Here is a 24,246-nt window from a genome sequence, read left to right as displayed (position 1 = left end):
CAAAAAAATCGAGCTAGGCTCGATTTAGAGAGTGATATTGATGATTAGGCTGGCAAGGAATAGAAAAGGTACATAGGGTAGGGATTTTGGTTTAAAGATGAAAAAGATAGCCAGTCCTAAAATGGAACTAAGTTGAATAATCCAGATAATTTCTTTAAAGCCAAACAAAAGTGACAGACTTGCCAGATAGAGAAAATCGCCAGAACCGATATTGAGTTGCCATTTTTCAGTCAGATAGGCTAGGACCAAAAAGCCACAGAAGAGCCAGTTGAGCTGGGAGAGAATGAGGGCTACAAAGGTAAAGAGTAGCCAGACAGCGAAGGGATATTCCTGATGCTTGATGTCGTAAATGGTCAAGACCAGCCCTGCAAAGATAAGAATGGTTTCAGCTATGGATAGGATGTGAAAATGGCAGAGCAGGACCAATAGACCAGCTAAGAATTCCAATCCCAGATACCAATAAGGAATTTTCGCCTTGCAGTAACGGCACTTAGATTTTGTAGAAAGCTGGGAAAGAATAGGAATTAGATCCCAAGCCTTGAGACGTCGATTGCAGGCATTGCAGTGACTAGATGGGGCGATAATGGATTGTTCAGGGAAACGGTCGATGACCAATCCCAAGAAGGAGCCGATAGAAGCTCCAAGGAAAAATAGGATAATTGTCTTCATACCTATTTATTCGTATTTGGGCAGGGAAAATGTGCGGTTTTTTAAAATTTTTTTACAAAATTTCGATGGTGCTTTGGACAATGCCAAAGGTGATGAGAGAATTCCGTATTTTTGCTTTGGTCTTGTCTGCTACAGCAGGATTTGTTAGTTTGACCGTCACTGTCGCACAATGGTCATATCCATCCATGGTCCAGACATTCAGTTGAGTGATTTCGTGAACATTTTCAAGAGCAAGGAGAATTTCTTTCACTTCTTCAAGATTTACTCCTTGCGGACTTGTTTCAAGTAGAATCTTGACACTATTCCAGGCTTTTGGCAGGGCTTTGGAGAGGATGAAGATAGCAATACCGAGTGAGAGTAATGGGTCTAGAAAGTACCAATCAGTGAATTGAAGAATGATGGAAACAAGGATGACCGCCAGCCATCCCAAAATATCCTCTAAAAAGTGCAAGCTGAGAATGGATTCATTATGGCTATGGCCATTTTTTACAATACGAGAAGCAAAGAAATTGATGATGACAGCGATAATCCCAAGTATCAGCATCCCATCCTGATTGACAGGGTTGGGATGGAAAAGATTGGGAATGTTTTCTACAAGGATCAAGCTGGAGCCGATAATCAGAATGCTAGAAGTCAAGAGAGCGGCCAAAATATTCCATCTCTTGTAGCCAAAAGGATAGAACTTGTCAGCAGGTTTGTTGGCATAGGTTTGCATGATGGCAGAGCTTCCGATGGCGAGGGCATCACCCAAATCATGAACAGCATCTGCTAAGATGGCGCTAGAACCAAAGAGCCAGCCAAAGATAAACTCGATGATAGAAAAGCTGAGATTGAGGAGAAAAGCGATAAATGTATTTTTAGAAGATGACATGAGATTCCCTTTCTGTGTTATACTGTTTATAGGTTTATTATGTACTGTAATGAGCCGAAAAACTAGAAACAAGAGAAACAGTTTGTCTTTTTCTGAACAAATTGTTTGAAATGTACGAAAAATGGATAGACGAATTGCAAAAACAAAAAGAGCTATTTTTCAGGCTTTTTTGACCTTATTAAATGATAAAGGTTATGATGACATGCGCGTGCAGGATGTTATTGACCTGGCAGATGTGGGGCGTTCCACTTTCTATGCCCACTATACCAGTAAGGAAGCTTTATTAGAAGAACTTTGTCACGACCTCTTTCATCATTTATTTACAGGTCGCGAAAAAGCGGATGTGAAGACCTTGTTGGCCCATATTTTCAAACACTTTCGGACCAATCAAGACCGAGTTGCCAGCCTTTTATTGTCCCGCAATGCCTATTTTCTAAGAGAACTGGAAGCGGAGCTGAAACACGACATTTTTCCAAAAGTGGTTGAAGACTACATGCAGGACAAGGGGAATCTTCCAGAGGATTTGCTGGTACATTTTGTTGTGACCACTTTTGTGGAGACGGTCAGCTGGTGGTTGCAGCAACGCAAAAAGGTGGACGAAGCCACCTTGACCGAATATTATGTAAGATTATTAGCTTAAGGAGTGAAAATGCTTAGACCTTTACACATGGCTCATGCCTTTTTAGATGAGATATTAACAGACCAGGACCTAGCGGTCGATGCGACGATGGGAAATGGCCATGACACGCTATTTTTAGCCCAACGAGCAGGAAAAGTTGTGGCCTTTGATATTCAGGAACAAGCCCTGACCACAACGGCTGAAAAACTAGAAAATGCTGGCTTGACCAATGCCCAATTGGTTTTGACTGGACACGAAAACCTAGACCAGTATGTGGAGGAGTGCAAGGCAGCAATTTTCAATCTGGGCTATCTTCCTTCGGCGGACAAGTCAGTCATTACCCTGCCTGCAACCACCCTTCAAGCCATTGAGAAAGTTCTGGATAGATTGGTGGTTGGCGGTCGCTTGGCTATCATGATTTATTATGGTCACGAGGGTGGGGAAGTTGAGAAGGATGCAGTCTTAGACTTTATCAGCCAGCTAGATCAGACTGTCTTTACAGCCATGCTCTATAAACCACTCAACCAAGTTAATACCCCACCGTTTTTGGTCATGGTGGAACGATTAAAATCCAGCTCAAACTAGGGCTGGATTTGTTTTTTATAATATGGGCTTAATGAACAATCTTCCTTCCCCCAAGTCAATCAATTCTACCTGATTGCCATAAAAATCGCTGAGGAGTTCAGGTGTCAAGATGTCTTGTTTTGGTCCCTGGGCCAAGACCTTGCCATCTTTGAGTAGGAGGACATGGGTAAAATTGTCAGTAATTTCCTCTGCGTGATGGGTCACATAGATAATGGCAGGAGCTGTTGGGAGCTGGCAGATGTGGTCGATGTGATGGAGCAGGCGTTCGCGCGCTAGAAGATCCAAGCCTACAGTTGCTTCGTCTAAAATCAAAATAGCAGGCTCTTCCATCAAACTGCGGGCAATCAGCAGGAGTTGGCGCTCGCCTTGTGACAAACTAGCATAGGTCCGACCAATCAAGTGATCAGCCTTGATTGTTTTCAGCATTTCAATAGCCTGGTCTAGCTCTGCTTGTCCATACTCACGGTAGAGGATGGAGGATTTGTACTTTCCGGTCAGGACAATCTGCTCAGCTGTCAAATCAATGGGAAAGCGTTCGGCCAGGAAAGAACCTACGACCCCAATCTTAGTGCGAAGGCTAGGAATATCACCCTTGCCAAACTCCACTCCAAGAACAGTCAGGTCACCAGAAGTCTTCCAAAACTCTGCCATCAATATGCGCAGCAGTGTTGACTTTCCAGCCCCATTTAGCCCTAAAATAGCCCAACATTCTCCTTTTTTAAATTCCCAGTTGATATCCTGTAGGAGATAGTCTCCTTGTCGCTTGTAGGACAGGCTTTTCATCGATAGGACCATCAGTTTCTCCAATCTTCATCTTTTCTTAGAATGGACCAAATTTCTGGTCCAAATTCCCATATTTTTTTGCAGATATGGTATAATAGTTTCATTATAACATTTTTTTAGGAGAAGACCATGGAAGACCCCGGTAGTCAGACCATTCATTTACAGATTTTATTATTGTTCCTATTGACCTTGCTCAATGCCTTCTTTTCAGCCTCAGAAATGGCCCTTGTTTCCCTTAATCGATCACGGGTGGAGCAAAAAGCTGCAGAAGGTGAGAAAAAATTCATTCGCCTGCTGTCAGTTTTAGAAAATCCTAACAATTTTCTATCGACCATTCAAGTTGGGATAACCTTTATTTCCATCTTGTCAGGGGCGAGTTTGGCCAATGATTTGGGAGCTATCTTTGCTCAATGGATGGGCAATTCAACCACTGCGCAAACGGCTGGTTACTGGCTGGCTTTGGCCATGTTGACTTTTGTCTCTATTGTGCTGGGTGAATTATATCCCAAGCGTATTGCCATGAACATGAAGGAAAATCTGGCAGTGATATCGGCTCCGATTATTATTTTTCTAGGGAAGATTGTCAGTCCCTTCGTCTGGCTCTTATCTGCTGCAACCAACTTGATTAGTCGCATTACTCCGATGGAGTTTGATGATGCCGATGATAAGATGACGCGGGATGAGATTGAGTACATTCTGACCAAGAGTGAAGAGACTCTCGATGCCGAAGAGATTGAGATGCTTCAGGGAATTTTCTCTCTGGATGAGTTGGTGGCGCGTGAGGTTATGGTTCCACGAACAGATGCCTTTATGATTGATATTGAGGAAGAAACCAGTGTCATCATGTCTCAGATTCTCAAGCAGAATTTTTCACGGATTCCTGTTTACGATGGGGACAAAGATAATGTCATCGGCTTGATTCATACTAAGAAATTGCTAGCAGAAGCTTATGCCAATGGATTTGAAAACCTCAATATTCGTCGAATCATGCAGGAACCGCTCTTTGTTCCAGAAACGATTTTTGTGGATGATTTGCTTAAATCCCTCCGTAATACGCAAAATCAGATGGCCATTTTACTGGATGAATATGGTGGAGTGGCTGGTTTGGTGACCCTAGAGGACTTGTTGGAAGAAATCGTTGGGGAAATCGATGATGAAACAGATAAGACAGAAATTTTTGTTCGTGAAATCGGAGAGCACACCTATATTGTCCAAGGGAATATGACCTTGAACGATTTCAATGAACACTTTGGTACGGAGTTAGAAAGCGATGACGTGGATACCATTGCAGGCTTCTACCTGACAGGTTTGGGGACTATCCCGACCCAGGAAGAAAAAGAAAGCCATGAGCTGGATAACAACGGCTTCCATCTGGTCATGATCAATGACAAGGTGAAGAATGGTCGTGTGACCAAATTGAAAATTTTGTTGACGCCGCTTGAAGTTGATGATGAAGAAAAAGTAAAAGACTAATACTGTCAACCAGTTTCTGAATATAGAAACTGGTTTTCTTTACTCATTAAGGAAAAAAGGATATTCTGAGGAGTATCACGAAATTGAAGGAATTGGAATGCGCCAATGAACTGTATTTTTACATTTGTCTTATACGGAATGGGAGAGGTCGACTTATGAAATGATGCGCCAGTATTGGCCAACCTGTTGGATAATCCAGAAGTGAGTGCACATGAGCGTAGGCATGTAGCTCGGATTAAAGAAGTGGAAAAACTGGTTTGTTCGAATCGTTTATCAGAAGTGACCTGGAAAAATGCCAGTTTGTTGCAGGGAGATTGTTTGGAAGAGATTCGATGGGTCAAGGAAGCAGATTGTGGGGACATTGTCGTGTCGGGAAGTTCTCGTTTTGTTCAAACTTAATTGCGGACTGGCTTGGTGGCTCGATTACGGCTGACTATTTCGCCAGTTGTAGTCGATGGAGACTTAGCTCTATTTGACCAAGTCGCAAGCAGGATTGAACTACACCGATCTGGAACAAAATCAACAGGTGCCTTAGGCTTGTTTTAAACTAGACTTGCCTGTATTGTTTGCGTGCTAGTCCATCAGAAGGTCTGGTTTTGTTCATTTTTTTACAAAGTTTCTATATAAGCGTTTTCAATATTGTGGTATAATAACCTTATAAAGAAGACGAGGATAGAATCATGGAAGAAGTAGATTACAGAAAAGTAACAGGTCTTGTACATTCGACAGAGAGCTTTGGTTCAGTTGATGGGCCTGGCGTGCGTTTTGTCGTCTTTATGCAAGGTTGCCACATGCGGTGTCAATATTGCCATAACCCCGATACATGGGATTTGGTCAATCCTGCAGCCAAAGAGAGAACCGCAGAAGATGTGCTCAATGAAGCCTTGCGTTTTCGGATGTTTTGGGGCAAGGAGGGGGGCATTACCGTTTCTGGTGGTGAAGCGACCATTCAGATTGACTTTTTGATTGCCCTCTTTACCCTTGCAAAAGAAAAAGGCATCCACACGACACTGGATACCTGTGCTCTGACCTTCCGTTCTACCGAGCGGTATTTGGAAAAATACAATCGTTTGATGGCAGTAACAGACTTGGTGCTCTTAGATATCAAGGAAATCAATCCTGACCAGCATCGTATTGTTACAGGTCATAGTAATAAAACTATTTTAGAGTGTGCTCGTTACCTATCGGATATTGGCAAGCCTGTTTGGATTCGACATGTCTTGGTTCCAGGCTTGACAGACCGAGATGAGGATTTGCTTGAATTGGGTAAATTTGTTAAAACGCTAAATAATGTTGAGCGTTTCGAAGTTTTACCTTATCACAATCTAGGAGAATTCAAGTGGCGCGAGCTGGGCAGACCTTACCCGCTCGAAGGAACAAAGCCACCGACCAAGGAACGTGTTCTAAATGCCAAAGCCCTGATGGAGACAGAGTCCTATCAAGATTATTTGAATCGCATTAAGGGGTAGAAATTAGGAGATGAGAAAGAAATTAATTGCCTTAGGGACAGGTTTGGCTTGTCTCTTCCTTATAGGACTTTTCATAGGTTTGGGTTTGATGTATAAGGGGAAATCTACTCAAGAAACATCTGCAGTAGATGGTCAAGTTGAAGGAACCACTACAACTTTGGTTTCCAAGCGAGACCAAGTCATCGACAGCTATATTAGTCAAATGAGCCTAGAAGAAAAGGTTGGTCAGATGATTTTTGCTCGTATGCCTGCAGCCGGTCAAGCAGAGATGTTAGAAACCTATGATTTTGGAGGCTATATTTTATTTGGCAGTGATTTTGCCGGTAAGACTTTAGACCAAGTCAAAGAAGAGATAGCAAGCTATCAAGCTCTATCCAAGGTTCCACTCTTGATTGCCTCTGATGAAGAAGGAGGATTGGTGACTCGGATTAGTCAACTTTTGGAAACACCTTTTGCATCACCCTTGGAATTGTACCAATCTGGTGGAATTGAGGCGATTTTGTCGGATGCTAAGCAGAAGACCAGTCTTTTAAAAGAAGAAGGGATTTACGCTGGTTTCTTCCCAGTTGCAGATTTATCCACAGATCCATCATCCTTTATCTACAATCGGACCATTGGTCAGGATGCAAAAACCACCTCAGACTATATTAGTCAATTGGTCAAATTGTTGAAAGAGGAACAATTTGCTTCGACCTTGAAGCACTTTCCGGGTTATGGGGACAATGCTGATTCACATACGGATTTGGTCTATGACAATCGTAGTTTAGAAGAATTACGGGCCAATGATTTTCTCCCCTTTAAGGCTGGTATTGAAGCAGGAGCTGACTCCATTATGGTCAGTCACAATATCGTACCTGCCATTGATGATGTTCCATCATCTATTTCACCAGAAATCAATAATATCCTTCGGAATGAGCTTGGTTTTGAGGGTGTCATCATGACGGATGATTTTGATATGCAGGGCTTGGTCCAATTTGTAGATCAAGATACAGGTGCCTTGCAGACCATTCAAGCTGGGACAGATATGATTTTGTCTTCAAGTTATGCCAGTCAAATTCCTTATATTATCGAACAAGTGCAGAATGGTACAATTACAGAGGAACGGATTGACCAATCTGTCAAACGGATTTTGGGGATGAAATACGACCTTGGGTTGATCAAATAAACAAAAAAAGGAAGTTTTAGCTACTTCATTTTTTGTATTATTCAAGAATAAGTTTCGTTTTAATGCCATCCAGATCAACAAAGGCTACGCTATTGTCTAGTCTTTGAAGGTTTAGGTTTGCAGCTGTGGCGCGTTCCAAGGTTGCTTCGAAGTCTGCTGGGCTAGAGTAGATAACAGTATAATAGGCAAGTCCTGGCATGCCTTCAGTTCGCGTCTGCAGTTCTTTTCCTCCCCATTCATTGACAGCCAGGTGGTGATGGTAGTCGCCTGAGGCTAGCCAGGCTGCAGATGGGACCGAGAATTTATCCTCGACAGCTAGGATGTCTTGGTAGAATCGACTAGAAGCGGAGCTGCCCCGGACGGATAGGTGGATATGGCCCATGCGACTGCCAGCTGGCATCTGATAGGCTGCGCCAGCTTTTTTCCCTAAAGCATAGATCGCTTCTACATCCATAGGCTCAGTGATGCCAATAATTCGTCCATCTGGGCGGACATCCCAAGAGTCTTGAGGCAGGTCGCGGTAAATCTCGATTCCGTTGCCTTCGGTGTCGGCTAGGTAAATGGCTTCGCTGTAACCGTGGTCGCTGGCGCCTTGGAGGGGAACTTTGTTGTCGATAAAGTGGCGGAAAATGGTGCCTAAGTCCTCTCGGCTAGGTAGAACAATGGCCAAGTGGTAGAGTCCGTAGCTGTGGCTAACTTCACCTTTCTGCTCTGTTTGAATAAGTCGAATAAGGATGTTTTTTCCAACTCCTAGGTCAATCTGTTTAGAGTTTTCAGTCAGAACTTGGAGGCCCAATACCTGCTGGTAAAATAGGCTTTGGAGTTCTAAATTGCGGACATTGAGGGCAACATGGCCCAGCTCAAATTGGGAATTGTACATAGGGATACCTGGCTTTCGGATACAATTTATAGGAATTTTCGAGTTACTTAGTATCTTTTGGTGAAGTAATGTGTGACGAATAGACTTTTGAAAATTGATTTTTATCTCATAGCTTTCTCAACAAATGCGCTATCTACGATTTGGATAAAGTGTGTAATTCTATTTTCAGCATTAAAATCGTAAATATGGACAAAGTCTGCTTGAAAGGATTTCTCAGTAAGCTTGTAGGTTCCCTTGTAGTAGCCGTAAACCATGACACGGTTTCCTGAAAAGGCGTAATCAACAGGTGTGGCACTATAATTGGTCCATTCAGAACCTAGTCTTGCATGGACGTTTTCAATCACTGCATCTGGACCAATATAGGTACCAGCATAGGGAAAGCCTGCAGCTTCTGTCCAAGAGATATCAGCAGCCAAATGGCTCTTGAAATCTTCTATTCGACCTTGTGCAGTAGCTAGATAAGTCTCTTCTAAAATATTTTTATATAATTGATTGTTTGACATAGGTATTTTCTTTTCTATTGAGCAACTGCCTCTTGGAAATTTTTTTCCAAATCGTCTACTGTGCGAACTTTATTGATAAGATTAAAGAAGTTTCCGTCTTTTTCAAGTAACAAGGTTGGGAAAGAGGTTACCCCCATTTCATAAGCCTTGATAAAGTCAGGGTGTAGACTTTCTGGTTGATTCAAGATGCTTGATAGTTCTTCCATAGCCTTTGTGGGTAACTGATAGCTACCGATTAGGCTGGTGTAACTGTCTGCTTGACTGAGATCTAACCCTTCTTCAAAAAATAAGGCTTGAATGTCTAATGTTAGCTGAGCATGGTTAGGTGTCTCAACATAGTTTTTCAAGACTGAGTAGGCTCTAGCCGGACCGAGGGAGTCCATGGTAAAGTCCTTATCCTTAAACAATTGATTGTAGTTATCGCCAAAAGACATTTGGTAATAGCTTTCGATTTGTTTGTTGATGGTCTGTGCCTGCTGGAAATCAGCCATTTTCTTTTTGTTATCTCCGACAAACAAGCCTCCGTTAATGACCTCTATTTCTATGTCAGGATGGTCTTGCATGAATTTTGTGAAAATGTGGTTAAAGCCGTAGGTCCAACCACAATAAGCATCGATAATGTAATATAGTTTCATTTTAATTTTCTTTCATCTTATTTTCTTGGTTTTTGATTAGAATTTACCATTGCTATTGGCAGCTTTGGAATCTTCCTCGATTGGCACAACAAGATCCCAGAGTTCTGCAATTTTATCAACTTCAACTCGATAAAGGTCATAGAAGGATGTTTATTGATCTGTAGAATCTAAGCTTCTAACAAAGCTTGAGCTTGCGCTTGCAGACCGGCGATGGCTTCTTCTGATAATACCAACTGTCCAGTTCCCCATGCTTCTGGATTGACAGTTGTACCTGTAAACTCACCAACGACTTGCATGCGAACAAATGGTAGGAGTGCATGGTAGCTAGCGAACATTGGCTCGTGTCCAGCATTGGCAACAGATGATACAGTAACGATTTTGTCTTGTAGTGCAGATGGGCCACGTGTTTCTGATAAGTCTAGGGAACGGCTGAGCCAGTCAATCAAGTTCTTCACAGTCCCAGGGATTGCAAAGTTGTAAACCGGTGAGAAAATCCAGATAGCATCTGCAGCCATAATCGCATTGCGTGCAGCTTGGACAGCTGGCAAGACTGGTGTTTCAAGATCTTGGTTCATAAGCGGGATTTCTTTATAGTTAAGATAAGATACAGTTGCTTGACCTTTTAAGATGCTTTCAGCTTGCTTTGCCATTTGGTGGTTGAATGAACCTTCACGTAATGAACCGACGATAAATAGAATGTTTTTCATGATGTTATACCTCTAACAATTTTTTCTTCCCTGCTCTCGCAGTTTATGGTATTATTGTAACAGGTACTAAAAATAAAACAAGTACGATTTTTTTGAATAGTCACTATCTTTTTGTGAAGTAATATATAGTATCAAGGGAAAATAAAGGAGAAATTATGGCGACTTTCACACACCATACAGTTCCGGAGTGTCCTTATGTGACCACTCAGTGTGTCTTATCTGGCAAATGGAGTATCTTATTACTACATCATATCGAAGAAGGTCCCATTCGGTTTAATGAATTGCATCGACGATTGACAGGGATTTCCCAAGCAACCTTGACCAAGCAGTTACGTCAGCTGGAAGATGATGGTTTAATCACTCGGAAGGTTTATGCACAGGTTCCGCCAAAAGTGGAATATGAACTGAGCGAGATTGGTCAGGAATTTAAGTTGGTTTTGGAGCAAATTGAAGTTTTTGGGGATAAGTACATCGACTTTGTTAAAGCAAAAAAATCTGAATGAGTTCATAGCTCATTCAGATTTTTGTCTTTTATAGTTCGTCATCCTTAACGGCTTCTAGCCAGCTAGCAGCAGCCTTGGCTGTACTTTCAAGGGCACCTTCCTTGAACGGTGATTGGAGGTTTGCAGCTTCAACCACTTGCAAGAAGGACTTGGTTCCGCCTAAATCACAGATGCGGATGTAGTCTGCCCATGCAGTCTCATCATGGTCCACCTGCGTGCGTTTCCAGAATTGGAGGGCACAAACTTGGGCCAAGGTATAGTCGATGTAGTAGAACGGACTAGCAAAGATATGACCTTGACGGTACCAGAAGATACCGCGGTTGAGGGCTTCTGACTCAGAATAATCACGGTCTGGCAAGTAGAGGTCTTGGAGTTTTTTCCAAGTCGCCTTGCGTTCAGCTGGAGTCATCTCTGGGCGTTCATAGACTTCGTGCTGGAAGTGATCCACCAAGACACCGTAAGGCAAGAAGAGAAGGGCACTTGCCAAGTGGGTGAATTTATACTTATCCACTTGTTCCTTGAAGAAACGGTCCATCCATGGCCAGGTCATAAATTCCATAGACATGGAGTGGATTTCACAGGTTTCGTAGGTTGGCCAAACAACTTCTGGACTTTGAATCCAACGGGAACGATAGACTTGGAAAGCGTGACCTGCTTCGTGGGTCAAGACATCAATATCACCGCTGGTTCCGTTGAAGTTAGAGAAGATGAATGGGCTCTTGAAGTCAGGAATATAGGTACAGTAGCCACCGCTGTTTTTACCTGGTTTTGCGACCAAGTCCAAGAGTTCATGCTCAATCATGAAATCGAAGAACTCGCCTGTTTCTGCGGACAATTCACGGTACATGTCTTGGGCTTGGCTGACGATAAAGTCAGGGTCACCTTGTGGTACCGCATTGCCGTCTAAGAACTCAAGATTGAGGTCGTAGTGTTTGAGGCTTGGTACTTGCAGGCGATTGGCTTGGCGTTCACGAAGATTTTGCACAATCGGTACGATATGCTTGAGGATTTCCTCACGGTAAACCTTGACCATGTCACGATTGTAATCGAAACGGTTCATTTTGAGGTAGCCGTATTCTACATAGTCCTTGAAGCCAAGTTTGTGGGCGATTTCCGTGCGGACCTTGACCAACTCATCGTAAACACGGTCAAAGTCGGCTTCCTTGCTTTCAAAGAAGGCAGTTGTGGCAGCAGAAGCAGCCTTGCGGATGTCACGGTCTGTTGATTGACCAAATGGCCCCATTTGTGCCAGGTTGTAAGTCTGTCCTTGGAAATCAATCTCTGCACCCGCAATCAGTTTGCTGTACTCATCAGATAATTCATTTTCTTTTTGCAGTAATGGAATGACGTCTGATGAGAAGGTCTTGAGCTTGTTCTCAGCCTGCATGAAGAAGGTTTTAGGCAAGATGTCTGACAACTCTTCCTTGTAAGGGGTCTGGACAATGACACGGTAGTAGTTGGTGGTCAATTCTTCAAAAAGTGGCGAATATTCGTTCCAAAACTTAGTTTCTTCATTGTAAAACTCATCGTTCATGTCGATAGTATGACGGATCATCCAGAGATTGTACTGGGTATCAACCAAGTTGAGTAATTTGGTAACGGCTGTCACAAGTGTACGAGTTGTTTCCAAGTCACTTGCCTGAGCCAACTGGTCTGTCAGGTCAGTAAATTGAGCCTTGATGGCTTCATAATCGGGACGGACATAGGTATAGTCTGAAAATTTCATATGATTCTCCTTTTGTATTGCTACCTTCTATCTTACTCTTTTTGAAAACGTTTGGCAAATCCCGACCCGTCCATGTTCACAAGTCTTTCTATTTATGGTAAAATGTAGGAGATTATTAGAAAAAATGAGGTTGTAGACATGTCTAAATTTTTAGTTTTTGGTCACCAAAATCCTGATACAGATGCCATTGCATCATCATATGGTTGGGCTCACTTGGAGCGTGAAGTGTTCGGTCGTGATGCGGAAGCAGTTGCACTTGGAACGCCAAATGAAGAAACAGCTTTTGCCCTTGACTATTTTGGGGTTACTGCACCGCGCGTGGTTGAGTCTGCTAAGGCAGAAGGTGTTGGCCAAGTCATCTTGACGGACCACAATGAATTCCAACAGTCTATCGCAGACATCAAGGATGTGGAAGTAGCTGCTGTTATTGACCACCACCGTGTCGCAAACTTTGAAACGGCAAATCCATTGTACATGCGTTTGGAGCCGGTTGGTTCAGCTTCTTCAATCGTTTACCGTGCCTTCAAAGAAAATGGTGTGACACCTCCAAAAGAAGTAGCTGGACTACTTCTATCAGGTTTGATTTCAGATACACTCTTGCTCAAATCTCCAACTACTCATGCAACAGATCCACAAGTAGCAGCTGAATTGGCTGAAATTGCTGGCGTGAACTTGGAAGAATATGGCTTGGCACTCTTGAAAGCAGGTACCAATCTTGCTAGCAAGTCAGCAGAAGAATTGATCGACATCGACGCAAAAACCTTCGGTTTGAACGGAAATGACGTGCGTGTAGCCCAAGTCAACACAGTGGATATTGCGGAAGTCTTGGAACGCCAAGCAGAAATCGAAGCAGCTATGACAGCAGCATCAGCAGCAAATGGCTACTCTGACTTTGTTTTGATGATTACAGACATCGTTAACTCAAACTCTGAAATCCTTGCGCTTGGTAGCAACATGGATAAGGTGGAAGCGGCCTTTAACTTCAAGTTGGAAAACAACCACGCTTTCCTTGCAGGAGCCGTTTCCCGTAAGAAACAAGTGGTACCACAATTGACAGAAGCGTTTAACGTATAAATACCTAGCACCTTCGGGTGCTTTCTTTATTGAAAGGACAATTATGGCTTACACAGTAAATTTTAAAGAAGTCGAAACGACAGGCTTGGAAACTAGTCCAGTCGCAGCTGTCTTGGCAGGTCTACGTGCCAACGAAGCTCGCTATTTCTGGAACAAATACAAGCAGGAGTTCGTGGTCTATACACCAGAAGAGAAGCTTGAAATCCTGCCCTTCATCGAGAAGGTCTTGGCAGAGCGGAACATGAACTTTCCATATACCCCGCTTAACGTAGCACAGCTTGAAGTAGATGGCATTCTCTGGTCATTTGTCTTTTATGACAATGGCTTGGCTGTCAATGTCCTCTATACGCTAGAAGAAGGAGGCAAACGAGCGGTCGGTTTCAAATTGTCAGACGGGATTGACATTCCTAAAGAATTTGAAGGAAGATTCAAGTTTGCCCGCCAACGCTCCAAACTGGCAGGCGAAATCCGTGGAACCTTCTTTGTGGTCAAGGGCCAGTATTTATAGGATAGCAAATCTGAGGAGACTCAGATTTTTTGTTTTGGTTTATATATTTTATTGCGACATATATAGTATTTTGATATAATAAAATAAAAAAGCTGATTCAAGTAGGGAGGTAGCCATGAAAAGATTGTTTATCATCCTGTCCAATATTCTTGTCGCCTGCTTTTTATCCTGGGTCGTATCTATCTGGGCGGATACCTATGTTTCCTTCTACTATCCTAAGGTTGTAGTCCTTGATATGGAACAAAGAGCTAACTTTTCAAGCCTTGCAGAAAGTTTGCAGGAATTGGCAGATGAGACAGATAGCCTAATCGCCATGCAGCATGAGGAGGTTGGAGGAGAGGGAACAACAGAGATCTCTTATGTCCTATTCGGAAAGGGTAGCCTACCGGAAGGCATCCGTGAAAAAGAGAAGAAAGACCTTGTCAACCCAAGTATTGTGACCAATTATTTTATTTTTGGAGGCTCCTTGCGTCTCAGTCAGTTGCAGGAAAAGTTGGCAGCCATTGGTCTATCGCATATGCACCCGATGCAACCGTCTAGTCTGGATGTTCTTGTTCGGATTTTTGGCAACGGATTTCAGCTGATTGCCCTTCTGATCTTCTTCCTGACCTTTGGAGCCCTAGTTTTGATTGGTCATATCGGTCGGTTACGAGCTTCTGGTATTCGATTGATTTCAGGTGAGAGTCGGTGGAGCATTTTTCTCAGGCCTATGAGGGAAGACGGTCATGACTTGCTCTTTGGTTGGCTAATCGGTAGTAGCTCAGCCATCCTCATCTTTTACCTGTTTGGGCTTCCCAAACTAGCCATCCTAACCCTTGTGGGCGGACTAGCCATCTATGGAGCTCTGCTTTTCTTGATTGCCTTGTTCTTTGCTTCTGTCTTTTCAATCGCTCTGCAAAGGGTTCATCTGATGCAACTGATCAAGGGGCGGTTTCCTTTAAAGGGAGTGATGGGCTTATTATTCTTTGGACAAATGCTGGCGCTCCTGATTGTATCGCTCGGCGTCAGTCGGACCTTCCTTTACTCTCAAACTTGGAGCCTGCACCATGCGGGTCAGACTATGTGGCAGCAGGAGAAAGACTTGGTCATCTTAGGCTTTAACCGTAGCAGTTTTTCTCATGATAAGGACGAACGAAATCAAATTCAGAGCAAGTGGTTGCAACTAGCAGAAAAAGCTGTCTCTGATCAAAAAGGCCTCCTGAGTCGCCATTTCTTAGTGGATTATTGGGTGAATACTGGTGGCAATATCTGGCAACAGGCACCGCTCTTGGATTGGCAAGATTACAGCCCTCAAGGAAATGTCCTTCTAGTCACACCCCTGTACCTAGAGCGGCAAGGCATAGCATTAACCCCGGCCTTGAAAGAAAGTCTGGCACAGTTAAACAGCAGTGGCAATTTCATCCTGCTTGTGCCTGATAAACTCAGAGAGAAGGAGCAAAAGCTGGTTTCGGAATTTGAAGAAGCCATGACTGACATGGTTTATATGCAGGCCACATCTCAAAAAATGAAAGCCATGCTACACTACATAGACAGCAATCAGTTGCGCTTTACTTACAATACCACCCCCTTATCCTATCAACAGTTTGTCAGGGATCCGATTTTGGTGGTCCTAACACCCCAATCAACAGGTGACCAAGCAACAGATTTCTGGTCAAATCAGCTTCAAACCTATTTCTATTTTGAAGATTTGGCCTATTTACAGGACTTGGTAACAACTCATGGCCTAGACTACCAGATTTCGGAGATGCCTTCTGGCAACCAGTTCTTTCAGGATTTTGCAAATAAATTGCAGCGGGAGGTCTGGTTTATGATGGCCAGTGCTGGTTTGGGCATGTTGACCTCTCTGCTTCTCTTTAATACCATGAATTTGCTCTATTTTGAAGAGTTTCGCAGAGAGATTTTTATCAAACGTCTAGCGGGTCTCACCTTTTTTGAGCAACACCGTAGCTACTTCTTAGCTCAGTTTTGTGTTCTCTTATTGGGAGCTGTGGGCGGGCTATTTCTCACCAAGCATGTCTTTCTCTCTTTAGCAGTGTTTACCCTTTTCTTGGTAAATACCTCCCTGCTTTTATATAGGCAGTCTAGGAAAGAGGAGAAGAGCCTGTCAACTATTTTGAAAGGAGCCTAGTATGATTCAATTAGACAAGGTCTGCAAACGATTCGGAAGACGCCAGTTATTTACAGATGTATCCCTCCAACTAGAGGCTGGAAAAATCTATGCTCTGATTGGAGCGAGTGGAAGCGGAAAAACCACTCTGATGAATATGTTAGCGAAACTAGAAGACTATGAGGGATCTATTTTATATCGAGGAAAAGAGCTGAGCTCCTACAAATCAACTGACTTTTTCCGCCATGAACTGGGTTATTTATTTCAACATTTTGGACTGATTGAAAGCCAGACTGTCGAAGAGAATTTGAAGCTGGGTTTGGTTGGGCAAAAACTGACCAAGGTCCAGCAAGTAGAACAGCAACAGGCGGCCTTAGAAGCTGTTGGACTTACTTATCTTGACTTGTCCGACCCCATCTATGAGTTGTCTGGTGGTGAAGCCCAGCGGGTTGCTCTAGCTAAAATCATACTTAAAAATCCGCCCTTTATCTTAGCGGATGAACCAACGGCATCCGTTGATCCTGAGACAGCCGCAGCTATCATGGATCTCCTGCTCTCCCTCCGAAAGGAAAATCGCCTGATTTTGATTGCGACCCATAATCCAAGCATTTGGGAAATGGCAGATGAGGTTCTTCGAATTGAAGATTTATGAGAGACTGGAAAATCATTTCAGACAAAAAAGAAGAGATCAGCTCTCTTCTTTTTTTCGACTCTGTTCTTGGAATTGTTGCCACCAATCGTCCAACAGAGCAGGTGGCTTGGGCAAGGAATGCGCCAAGGATTCTTTCCAGATTTGATAACGGGTATCAATTAATTGTCGGCTTAGGCGTTCCATCATGGCTTGCTCTTGCGGGCTCAGTTGGCGACCATTTTCAATGATCTGGCGAATTTTCATAGGAGTATCAACGGTTAGATCGCTAAAACGTTGGATGCCTGCCTCGATAAATATCCCGAAAAAGAGGTCAAAGAAATGCCGTAGCTCTTCCTCAGTCAAGCTTGCTGTCCAAGTTTTGAGGGTTTGATCTGTCTGAAGGCTATTGTCTGTTAAGGCTTGCGCAGGTTTGAAATCCAGACCAACGACTTCCCAGGAAAAGGTGATATGCTGCAGGAGACCGATGGTATTGCTATAGACAATTTGGGCCCTTTCGGTCTGTTCCAACATCATACCAACGATAGAATTTTGTGGGACGATAGGCAGGAATTTTTCGGTGATGGCTTGGTAACCTGCTGACTGGGTGATGGTCTTGTGCAAACCCGGCGCATCAAAGGCAAGTACCTGGACAATTCTTTCTTGCAAGTCAGATCCAACTAAGCTGCTTGCAAAGAGAGCCAGATTGCCACCTTTGGAATGGCCTGTTACGAAAAATGTGCCTCCGACCTCTTCCATAACCTGTTGCAGATAGAGTAGAGCAGACTTCTGGGCAGGGATTTCTTCCAGATAGGTCATGTGAAAGTCTTCTTTCCAGCCGATAATGGTGTCGTCGGTTCCTCGAAAACTGACCACTGTTTGTTGACGATTGAGTGAAAAACACAGGGCTGCAAACTGCTTCTGCAAGTCCAAGCTAACCTCGTCGACAAAGGCAAAAACCTTGATATACTTAAAACGGTTGGCGTTTGCCAAGACACGCAATAACTTGAGTCTGTTTTTGGTTACCATGGAAAAGGGAGGAAAACCATCTGTAAATGCCTCCTGAAAGGCTTGAGCCAGGTGGTCCAAGCGAATTCCATTTTCACGGGAAAAAGCAGGGCTGACGAGCTGATTAAAGGGAAGATAGGAGAGTTCTGTCAGTGCTAGAAGATCTAGTTTGGTAAGAGGAATATCATAGAAGCTATCGTACTCTACCTCTTGTATATAATCGAATAAATTTGCCATGGCTGTCCTTTCTGATACTCCTTTAAGTATACCAAAGTCCTCAAAAATGACAAATTTGTAAGGTAAATTTGCCAGAAAGGGCCTAAATGACCAAGGAAATACAGTATAATAGTAGGTAGAAAGTGAGGAGATGGTATGTATAAGATTTTACTGATTGAGGATGACCAGGTCATTCGTAGTCTCTTGGCGAAAAATTTACAAAATTGGGGCTACCAGGTAGAGGTTGTGGAGGATTTTCAAATGGTATTGGACCACATGCGGACTTTTCAACCTCACCTCTTGGTATTGGATATTGGTCTGCCTTATTTTAATGGCTATTATTGGTGCCAGGAAATCCGCAAGTTTTCACAGCTTCCCATTCTCTTTTTGTCTTCTCATGATCAGCCCATGGATATTGTGATGGCGATCAACATGGGAGGAGACGATTTTGTAACCAAGCCTTTTGATATGACGGTTCTCTTGGCCAAAATTCAAGGCTTGATTCGGAGGTCCTATGATTTTCTAGGGGACCAAAGTTTACTCTGGTTTGGTCCAGTTTGCTTGGATTTAAAGACCATGCAGGTGGCCTATGGGGCTGGCAAGGAAGAATTAACTAAGAATGAATTTCAAATCTTGAGGGTCTTGTTTGAACAGGCTCCACAGATTGTAGGACGTGATCAGTTGATGCGTCAGCTTTGGAACAGTGATATCTTTGTGGATGACAATACTCTGTCTGTTAACATAGCCCGTCTCCGTAAGAAATTAGCAGATTTGGGTTTGGCTGATTTGATTGTGACCAAAAAAGGACTGGGCTATGGTTTGGTGGAGGTAGTAGATGAGGCATAGATTTTTGACAGGATGGCTGCGAAGCCGTTGGCAATTTTTTGCCTGTTTTTTGGTCTTTTTACTGTTTATCCTCTTTCTCAGCAATCTCTTTTCAGTTCAGCTTCAGTTGACCTACTATGCCACAGGGCTTTTATTCCTATTTGCCGTGGTTATTTTAGGGGTAGATGGCTTGATGGAGTGGCGTCGTTATCGAAATAAGATTGAAAATAAGGAGTTTGCGGCGGTGTCTGCTTTGGAAACGATGCTGATGGATGACATTTCTAGCTTGGAGGACAAGCTCAACCACTTACAGGCTCAACAGGCCAAGTGGCAGGGAGATATGGAGGACTATTACACTATGTGGGCCCATCAGATGAAAATTCCTCTGGCTGCCAGTCACCTATTGGTTGGAGAGTTGCAGCATCACCCGAGTCAATCTGCCTTGGAGAGGGAATTGTTCAAGCTAGAACACTATACTGGTTTGGTCCTCAACTATCTACGTTTGCAATCCTTTCATGAAGATTTGCAGTTGGAACAGGTGGATTTGGAAGAGGTCGTTCGGGACTTGGTCAAGAAATATTCTCTCTTTTTCATTGAGGATAACATCAAGCTGGACTTGGGCCAGCTCTCTCTGAGCCTCTCGAGCGATAAGCGTTGGCTCAGTCTTTTGATTGAACAGTTTTTGTCCAATGCTGTCAAGTATAGCAAGGGGAAACAAGTTTCAATTAAATTAGATGGAGAGGTTCTAGTGATTTCTGACACAGGGATCGGGATTGCAGAGAGTGATCTTCAGCGCGTTTTTGAACGCGGTTTTTCAGGTTACAATGGCCGCAGGACTCAGCAGTCATCTGGGCTAGGCCTGTATCTAGCCAAACGATTGGCAGAAAAACTGGGCTACAAGATAGAACTGCAGTCTGTCTTGGGGCAAGGAACTGTAGTGAAGATTCATTTGGAACAAGCAGAGCTGGTCTTTAAGTAAACTTACAAAAATGTCACCCAAATGAAAGCTAAATCGATGGATAGACGTTCTGAGACTTGGTAGAATAAGGCTAGAAAAGGAGGAGAAACAATGACACTACTTGATGTACAACACGTTCAAAAAATTTACCAAACTCGCTTTCAAGCCAGTCAGGTTGAAGCTTTGAAAGACATTCATTTTACAGTTGAAAAGGGTGAATATGTCGCCATCATGGGGGAATCCGGGTCTGGAAAATCCACCTTGCTCAATATTCTTGCAACCCTGGACAAGCCGACCCGTGGCCATGTCCTGCTCAATGGTGTCAATACAGAAACGATTAAGAGCAAGGAATCCGCTGCCTTTCGTCGGGAGAAATTGGGCTTTGTCTTCCAGGATTTTAACCTCTTGGATACCCTCTCTGTCAAGGATAATGTGCTTTTGCCTCTGGTTCTATCCCGTTTTCCGCTTGACCAGATGAACAAGCGTTTGATTCAAACCCTCAACAGTCTGGGAATTGCGACCTTGCAAGACAAAATGCCCTACGAGATTTCGGGTGGTCAGCAGCAACGGGTAGCGGTGGCGCGTGCCATTATCACACGACCTGAAATTCTTTTGGCAGATGAGCCGACAGGGGCACTAGATTCCAAATCAACGGCAACTCTTCTCGATATCTTTGAAAAAATCAACCAAGAGGGGCAAACCATTTTGATGGTAACCCACTCGACAGCGGCAGCCAGTCGCGCCAAACGGGTCCTCTTTATCAAGGACGGTATCCTCTACAATCAAATCTACCGTGGTGAGCGTACTAGTCAGGAAATGTACCAATTGATTTCAGATACCTTGACAGTCATGGCGAATCGAGGTGAGTAGTATGTTTGGACTAACCTTTCGATTGGGCTTAACCAATCTCAAAAAGAACCGCAGGCTCTATTTTCCCTATGCCCTGATGACCATCTTGTCCACAGCCATTGCCTATATTTTTGCCTCGCTTGCCTTTCATCCTGATTTAGGTCAGGTCAAGGGGGCCAATGGGGTGATTCAAGTGCTGGGCTTTGGTATGATTGTGGTCATGTTGGCCGTTGCCATCATGGTCTTCTATGCCAATAGTTTTGTTATGAAGCAGCGGTCAAAAGAGTTTGGAGTTTATAGCGTTCTAGGCTTGGAAAAAAAACACCTTCTCTTGATGACGTTTTTGGAAAATCTGGTCTTTTCAGCCAGCACTATTCTGTCAGGCTTACTCTTGGGTCTGGCTCTGGACAAACTCTTCTATGCCCTCTTGCTGAAGGCCATGCAGATGCCTGTAGTTCTGGCGTCAACCTTTCAGTTGAAGAGTCTGGTAACTGTAGTCATCTATCTCTTTGGGATTTTTGCCTTGGTCAGCCTCTTTAATATTGGAAAACTGGGCTTGACCGACTCACTCAAACTGGTTCAGGGCAAGAAGCGAGGGGACAAGAAAACAGGCTTCCTCTGGCTACAAACCTTCTTAGCCCTTATCCTATTGGGGGCAGGCTACGCCATTGCCCAACTAGTGACCAGTCCGCTGACAGCTATTCCAAGTTTCTTCGGAGCGACGCTTCTGGTTATCTTTGGGACTTATTTGCTTTTCCAATCAGGAGTCATCAGTCTCTTAAACTGGTTAAAACAGCGTCAGATCTATTACTACAAGCCAGAGAATTTTATTTCTGTGTCTAACTTGATTTTCCGTATGCGGAAAAATGCTCTGGGCCTTGCGACCATTACTATCCTCTCTAGCATGTTCTTGGTGACCATGGTTGGAGGCCTCAATATTTACATCGGTGGCAAAGATTATATCGCCAATCAAAATCCAAATGACTTTTCGATTGATGTAGGTATGCAGCCAACCACTTCAAAATCACAAGTGGAGGAGTGGGCGGATGCTATCTTAGAAGAGAAGGGGATTCCTGTTGAAAGTAAGGTGGTCTATCCTTACCAGCAAGCCTCTTTTACTGAGGTGACAAACCAGCACGTAAGATTTTTTACGGTTGAAGATGTAGCTAGCGTAGATTTCTCTGACCTGGGCGTTGGTTTTTTCCTTGATCAAGCCAGCTATGAAAAGATGACGGGAGAAAAACTCCAGTTGGCATCTGACCAAGTAGCCATTTATAGTAAGGGAGTCCAGTATCAAGCTGGTCAAACCCTCACCTTTGATGAAAAGGAGATGGAAGTTGCCCAAGTCTTGCCCAAGAATGTGACCTTAGGCCATCTGCCTGACCATATGTCTTTCAATGTCAGTCAGTACTTGGTCGTTGTGGTTCAAGATTTGACGATATTTGAAAATCAAGCTGAAAATCGCTATTATATGGGCTTTGAAAGCAGTCTATCAGAAGAAGAACAGGTAAGTAGCCAGGAGATTTTCTTATCCGGTACTTTTGAAAGCGAACTGTGGACTTCCAATATTTTGCCAGATGGTACTAACACGGTTAGTCTCGCCTACCGTGCCTATGCGACACGGAATTACTTCAGTTTTGCGGGCTCTCTCTTCTTCATCGGCCTCTTGCTATCACTCATCTTTTTGATGGCAGTGGTGCTGGTGATTTACTTCAAACAGATTTCAGAAGGCTATGAAGACAGAGATCGCTTCGTCATTATGACCAAGGTTGGTCTGGATGAGGACCAGACCAGACAGTCCATCCGCAAGCAATTGCTGACAGTTTTCTTCCTGCCTATCCTACTTGCCTTTGTCCATCTTGCATTTGCCTACAAGATGCTCTCGTCTATCTTGTTGTCTATCGGTGTGGTCAATGCAGGGCTTATGTTGCAGGTGACTGCAGGCATCTGTGGTGGCTATCTCCTCCTCTACCTAGTGGTCTATGCCATCACGACACGGTCTTACAAACAGATTATTTCCTAAACTTGGGGCAACCCAAGTTTTTTATTTTTTGAATAGTTTTCACTATTTTGCTTTACATACTAGCCACCTTGTGTTAGACTATAGATACAAAACTAATAGGTAAAACAAACTAGTGATAGAAGATAAAGAAAATCGCTTTTATTTTTATCAGACTAGTATGTATTACAAACTAGGTAGGGAATCAGTATGAAGTTGGATAAGAAAAGTCGGGAAAATTGGGAAGTGGCAGGCATCACGCTTGTGACGGCTATTATAACTGGCTGGACTTTGGGTTCTATTTTGATCTTAGGTATCCTGTTAGGATCAGGCTTACTGTTTGGATTTTTTACAGATGATGAGGAGGACTTATGAAAGAAACCCAAATGCTCAAGGGGGTCCTGGATGGCTGTGTTTTACAAATTATCAGTCAGAAGGAGATTTATGGTTATGAGCTGGTTCAGGAGTTGAGAAAACAGGGCTTTGAAAACATGGTCGGAGGGACAGTCTATCCCCTCCTTCAGAAGTTAGAAAAAAATAGCTTAATTTTCAGCCAAAACAAGCCCTCACCAGACGGACCAGACAGGAAGTATTTTTATTTGACGGACCAAGGGCTGAGCTACTTAAACGATTTCTGGGTCCAATGGGGAGAACTCGTCGAAAAAGTGGAGAAAGTGAAGGGAGAGTAAGATGAGCAAGCAGATGGAATACCGCAAGCAGATTGAAGTGATTGAAAGCCAGCTGACCAAGGAAAATAAGGAATACATGGGTCGTATCAATGGCTACATGATGATTGCCTCTGTTTTTCACAGGCAGGAAGAAGCAGTGACTGCCCAGCTCTTATCCATCTACCAAGACGTACTTGAAGCCCAAAAAGACGGGTTTTCGGCGGAGGATTTTCTGGGCAAAGACAGCAAGCAAATGGCAGACGACCTACTCAGCTACCTCCCTCCGATTGGTTTCATGGAAGTCGCAAACCTGAGTGGCCTCATGCTGATCATCTACCTCGGCAGCCAATGGCTGATGGATTTTGCAGGGACAGGCACCATTTCGCTCAACTGGCTGGGATTGGTGTGTGACATGGCTCTCAGCTACCTCCTGCCAGCAGGGATTTTCCTCATCATTCGCGGTCTGATTTACCAGACCAGCAAAATCAAGGTTTGGGCAAGCTTTCTCTGCATTCCCCTTCTTTTTCTCCTGATTTGTGGACTTCGTCTTTGGGCAATACCCAAGGAACCTGACCTGGTCTTGACTGGTTGGGGGCTTGCAGTGCCACTTACCGTTCTCGGTTTAGCTCTGCTATTTTTCCAAAAGGAAAAGTTGGTCCGCTATGTCTTTATGCCTAGTTATCTGTTCATGATTGCTGGCGGTGTGGTGAATATGGTCATGACCGTTCCAGTTTGGCTCAATCTGGTGTTGCTCATTCTGCCAGCCATGGCCTTTTGGATTGGAACTGCGGTTTTATTGGTGAGAAAGGAGAAGTAAG

The 24,246-nt window shown here is 43.7% G+C and carries 28 protein-coding genes; 19 read left to right on the top strand and 9 right to left on the bottom strand.

Features of this window, described 5'->3' with window-relative positions; all coding sequences use genetic code 11:
* Nucleotides 1-24: 24 nt before the first annotated feature.
* Entirely contained in the window at nt 25-669 is a 645-nt protein-coding gene (locus tag J5566_RS06390) for a prepilin peptidase (protein ID WP_208562583.1), read from the bottom strand.
* 52 nt (nt 670-721) lie between these two features.
* Complete coding sequence (locus tag J5566_RS06385; RefSeq protein ID WP_208562582.1) at nt 722-1,540, bottom strand: cation diffusion facilitator family transporter; 819 nt, start codon at nt 1,538-1,540, stop codon at nt 722-724.
* Nucleotides 1,541-1,661: 121 nt separating this feature from the next.
* Here J5566_RS06385 and J5566_RS06380 point away from each other — a divergent pair, with 121 nt between their 5' ends.
* A complete protein-coding gene (locus J5566_RS06380; protein ID WP_208562581.1) occupies nt 1,662-2,180 on the top strand; it encodes a TetR/AcrR family transcriptional regulator in 519 nt (172 codons plus the stop codon).
* Between the two features lie 9 nt (nt 2,181-2,189).
* Entirely contained in the window at nt 2,190-2,744 is a 555-nt protein-coding gene (locus tag J5566_RS06375) for a tRNA (mnm(5)s(2)U34)-methyltransferase (protein ID WP_208562580.1), read from the top strand.
* A 15-nt stretch (nt 2,745-2,759) separates the two neighbouring features.
* Here the strand turns inward: J5566_RS06375 and J5566_RS06370 are convergent, their stop codons facing one another.
* On the bottom strand, nt 2,760-3,539 hold the full coding sequence (locus tag J5566_RS06370; RefSeq protein ID WP_208562579.1) for an ABC transporter ATP-binding protein: 780 nt from the start codon (nt 3,537-3,539) through the stop codon (nt 2,760-2,762).
* 117 nt (nt 3,540-3,656) lie between these two features.
* Here J5566_RS06370 and J5566_RS06365 point away from each other — a divergent pair, with 117 nt between their 5' ends.
* The 5 genes from J5566_RS06365 (at nt 3,657) to J5566_RS06350 (ending at nt 7,634) form a co-directional block, all read left to right on the top strand.
* Complete coding sequence (locus J5566_RS06365; RefSeq protein WP_208562578.1) at nt 3,657-5,000, top strand: hemolysin family protein; 1,344 nt, start codon at nt 3,657-3,659, stop codon at nt 4,998-5,000.
* Nucleotides 5,001-5,174: 174 nt separating this feature from the next.
* Nucleotides 5,175-5,399 carry a hypothetical protein gene (locus J5566_RS06360; RefSeq protein ID WP_208562577.1) on the top strand — a complete coding sequence of 75 codons (225 nt, stop codon included), beginning with the start codon at nt 5,175-5,177 and terminating at the stop codon, nt 5,397-5,399.
* A gap of 15 nt (nt 5,400-5,414) precedes the next feature.
* Entirely contained in the window at nt 5,415-5,546 is a 132-nt protein-coding gene (locus J5566_RS10685) for a hypothetical protein (RefSeq protein WP_279630959.1), read from the top strand.
* Nucleotides 5,547-5,677: 131 nt separating this feature from the next.
* On the top strand, nt 5,678-6,469 hold the full coding sequence (gene pflA, locus J5566_RS06355; RefSeq protein WP_208562662.1) for a pyruvate formate-lyase-activating protein: 792 nt from the start codon (nt 5,678-5,680) through the stop codon (nt 6,467-6,469).
* 10 nt (nt 6,470-6,479) lie between these two features.
* Complete coding sequence (locus J5566_RS06350) at nt 6,480-7,634, top strand: glycoside hydrolase family 3 protein (protein WP_208562576.1); 1,155 nt, start codon at nt 6,480-6,482, stop codon at nt 7,632-7,634.
* A 37-nt stretch (nt 7,635-7,671) separates the two neighbouring features.
* Here the strand turns inward: J5566_RS06350 and J5566_RS06345 are convergent, their stop codons facing one another.
* The 4 genes from J5566_RS06345 to J5566_RS06330 form a co-directional block, all read right to left on the bottom strand.
* Nucleotides 7,672-8,514, bottom strand: coding sequence for a VOC family protein (locus J5566_RS06345; RefSeq protein ID WP_208562575.1), 843 nt, complete (start codon nt 8,512-8,514; stop codon nt 7,672-7,674).
* A 101-nt stretch (nt 8,515-8,615) separates the two neighbouring features.
* Nucleotides 8,616-9,017: a nuclear transport factor 2 family protein gene (locus J5566_RS06340; RefSeq protein ID WP_105161148.1), complete on the bottom strand. Its 402-nt coding sequence runs from the start codon at nt 9,015-9,017 to the stop codon at nt 8,616-8,618.
* A 14-nt stretch (nt 9,018-9,031) separates the two neighbouring features.
* Nucleotides 9,032-9,652, bottom strand: a complete 621-nt coding sequence (locus J5566_RS06335; RefSeq protein WP_208562574.1) for a thioredoxin — start codon at nt 9,650-9,652, stop codon at nt 9,032-9,034.
* 167 nt (nt 9,653-9,819) lie between these two features.
* Complete coding sequence (locus J5566_RS06330) at nt 9,820-10,359, bottom strand: NADPH-dependent FMN reductase (protein WP_208562573.1); 540 nt, start codon at nt 10,357-10,359, stop codon at nt 9,820-9,822.
* Between the two features lie 155 nt (nt 10,360-10,514).
* On the opposite strand from J5566_RS06330, the gene J5566_RS06325 reads away from it, so the two are divergent.
* Entirely contained in the window at nt 10,515-10,862 is a 348-nt protein-coding gene (locus tag J5566_RS06325) for a winged helix-turn-helix transcriptional regulator (protein ID WP_044758877.1), read from the top strand.
* Between the two features lie 28 nt (nt 10,863-10,890).
* Here J5566_RS06325 and J5566_RS06320 read toward each other — a convergent pair whose 3' ends face one another.
* Nucleotides 10,891-12,588, bottom strand: a complete 1,698-nt coding sequence (locus tag J5566_RS06320; protein ID WP_208562572.1) for a M3 family oligoendopeptidase — start codon at nt 12,586-12,588, stop codon at nt 10,891-10,893.
* Between the two features lie 138 nt (nt 12,589-12,726).
* Between J5566_RS06320 and J5566_RS06315 the strand changes: the two genes are divergently transcribed.
* The 4 genes from J5566_RS06315 (at nt 12,727) to J5566_RS06300 (ending at nt 16,929) form a co-directional block, all read left to right on the top strand.
* Nucleotides 12,727-13,662, top strand: a complete 936-nt coding sequence (locus tag J5566_RS06315; RefSeq protein ID WP_208562571.1) for a manganese-dependent inorganic pyrophosphatase — start codon at nt 12,727-12,729, stop codon at nt 13,660-13,662.
* Between the two features lie 43 nt (nt 13,663-13,705).
* Entirely contained in the window at nt 13,706-14,170 is a 465-nt protein-coding gene (locus J5566_RS06310; RefSeq protein ID WP_208562570.1) for a phage tail protein, read from the top strand.
* Nucleotides 14,171-14,285: 115 nt separating this feature from the next.
* The gene (locus tag J5566_RS06305; protein WP_208562569.1) at nt 14,286-16,298 is read left to right on the top strand and encodes a DUF1430 domain-containing protein; all 2,013 of its coding nucleotides are present in this window, start codon (nt 14,286-14,288) and stop codon (nt 16,296-16,298) included.
* Nucleotide 16,299: 1 nt separating this feature from the next.
* The gene (locus tag J5566_RS06300; RefSeq protein ID WP_208562568.1) at nt 16,300-16,929 is read left to right on the top strand and encodes an ATP-binding cassette domain-containing protein; all 630 of its coding nucleotides are present in this window, start codon (nt 16,300-16,302) and stop codon (nt 16,927-16,929) included.
* Between the two features lie 36 nt (nt 16,930-16,965).
* On the opposite strand, the gene J5566_RS06295 is transcribed toward J5566_RS06300, so the two are convergent.
* Nucleotides 16,966-18,150 (bottom strand): DUF2974 domain-containing protein, encoded by a 1,185-nt coding sequence (locus J5566_RS06295; RefSeq protein WP_208562567.1) that lies wholly within the window; start codon nt 18,148-18,150, stop codon nt 16,966-16,968.
* 135 nt (nt 18,151-18,285) lie between these two features.
* Here J5566_RS06295 and J5566_RS06290 point away from each other — a divergent pair, with 135 nt between their 5' ends.
* The 7 genes from J5566_RS06290 (at nt 18,286) to J5566_RS06260 (ending at nt 24,245) form a co-directional block, all read left to right on the top strand.
* Nucleotides 18,286-18,975, top strand: a complete 690-nt coding sequence (locus tag J5566_RS06290; protein WP_172044632.1) for a response regulator — start codon at nt 18,286-18,288, stop codon at nt 18,973-18,975.
* Nucleotides 18,965-19,933, top strand: a complete 969-nt coding sequence (locus J5566_RS06285; RefSeq protein WP_208562566.1) for a sensor histidine kinase — start codon at nt 18,965-18,967, stop codon at nt 19,931-19,933. The genes J5566_RS06290 and J5566_RS06285 overlap by 11 nt, the downstream gene beginning before the upstream one ends.
* A 90-nt stretch (nt 19,934-20,023) precedes the next feature.
* The gene (locus J5566_RS06280) at nt 20,024-20,782 is read left to right on the top strand and encodes an ABC transporter ATP-binding protein (protein WP_208562565.1); all 759 of its coding nucleotides are present in this window, start codon (nt 20,024-20,026) and stop codon (nt 20,780-20,782) included.
* Nucleotide 20,783: 1 nt separating this feature from the next.
* Nucleotides 20,784-22,784, top strand: a complete 2,001-nt coding sequence (locus tag J5566_RS06275; protein WP_208562564.1) for an FtsX-like permease family protein — start codon at nt 20,784-20,786, stop codon at nt 22,782-22,784.
* A gap of 186 nt (nt 22,785-22,970) precedes the next feature.
* Nucleotides 22,971-23,135 carry a hypothetical protein gene (locus tag J5566_RS06270; RefSeq protein WP_208562563.1) on the top strand — a complete coding sequence of 55 codons (165 nt, stop codon included), beginning with the start codon at nt 22,971-22,973 and terminating at the stop codon, nt 23,133-23,135.
* Nucleotides 23,132-23,449: a PadR family transcriptional regulator gene (locus J5566_RS06265; protein ID WP_208562562.1), complete on the top strand. Its 318-nt coding sequence runs from the start codon at nt 23,132-23,134 to the stop codon at nt 23,447-23,449. Before J5566_RS06270 ends, J5566_RS06265 begins: the two co-directional genes overlap by 4 nt.
* A 1-nt stretch (nt 23,450) precedes the next feature.
* Nucleotides 23,451-24,245: a hypothetical protein gene (locus J5566_RS06260; protein WP_208562561.1), complete on the top strand. Its 795-nt coding sequence runs from the start codon at nt 23,451-23,453 to the stop codon at nt 24,243-24,245.
* Nucleotide 24,246: the final 1 nt, after the last annotated feature.

Origin of the sequence: Streptococcus suis (genome assembly GCF_017601095.1) — a bacterium.
Classification (GTDB): domain Bacteria; phylum Bacillota; class Bacilli; order Lactobacillales; family Streptococcaceae; genus Streptococcus; species Streptococcus suis_Z.
Note: the sequence above shows the minus strand (reverse complement) of the source record. Positions and strands in the feature narration are given on the sequence as shown.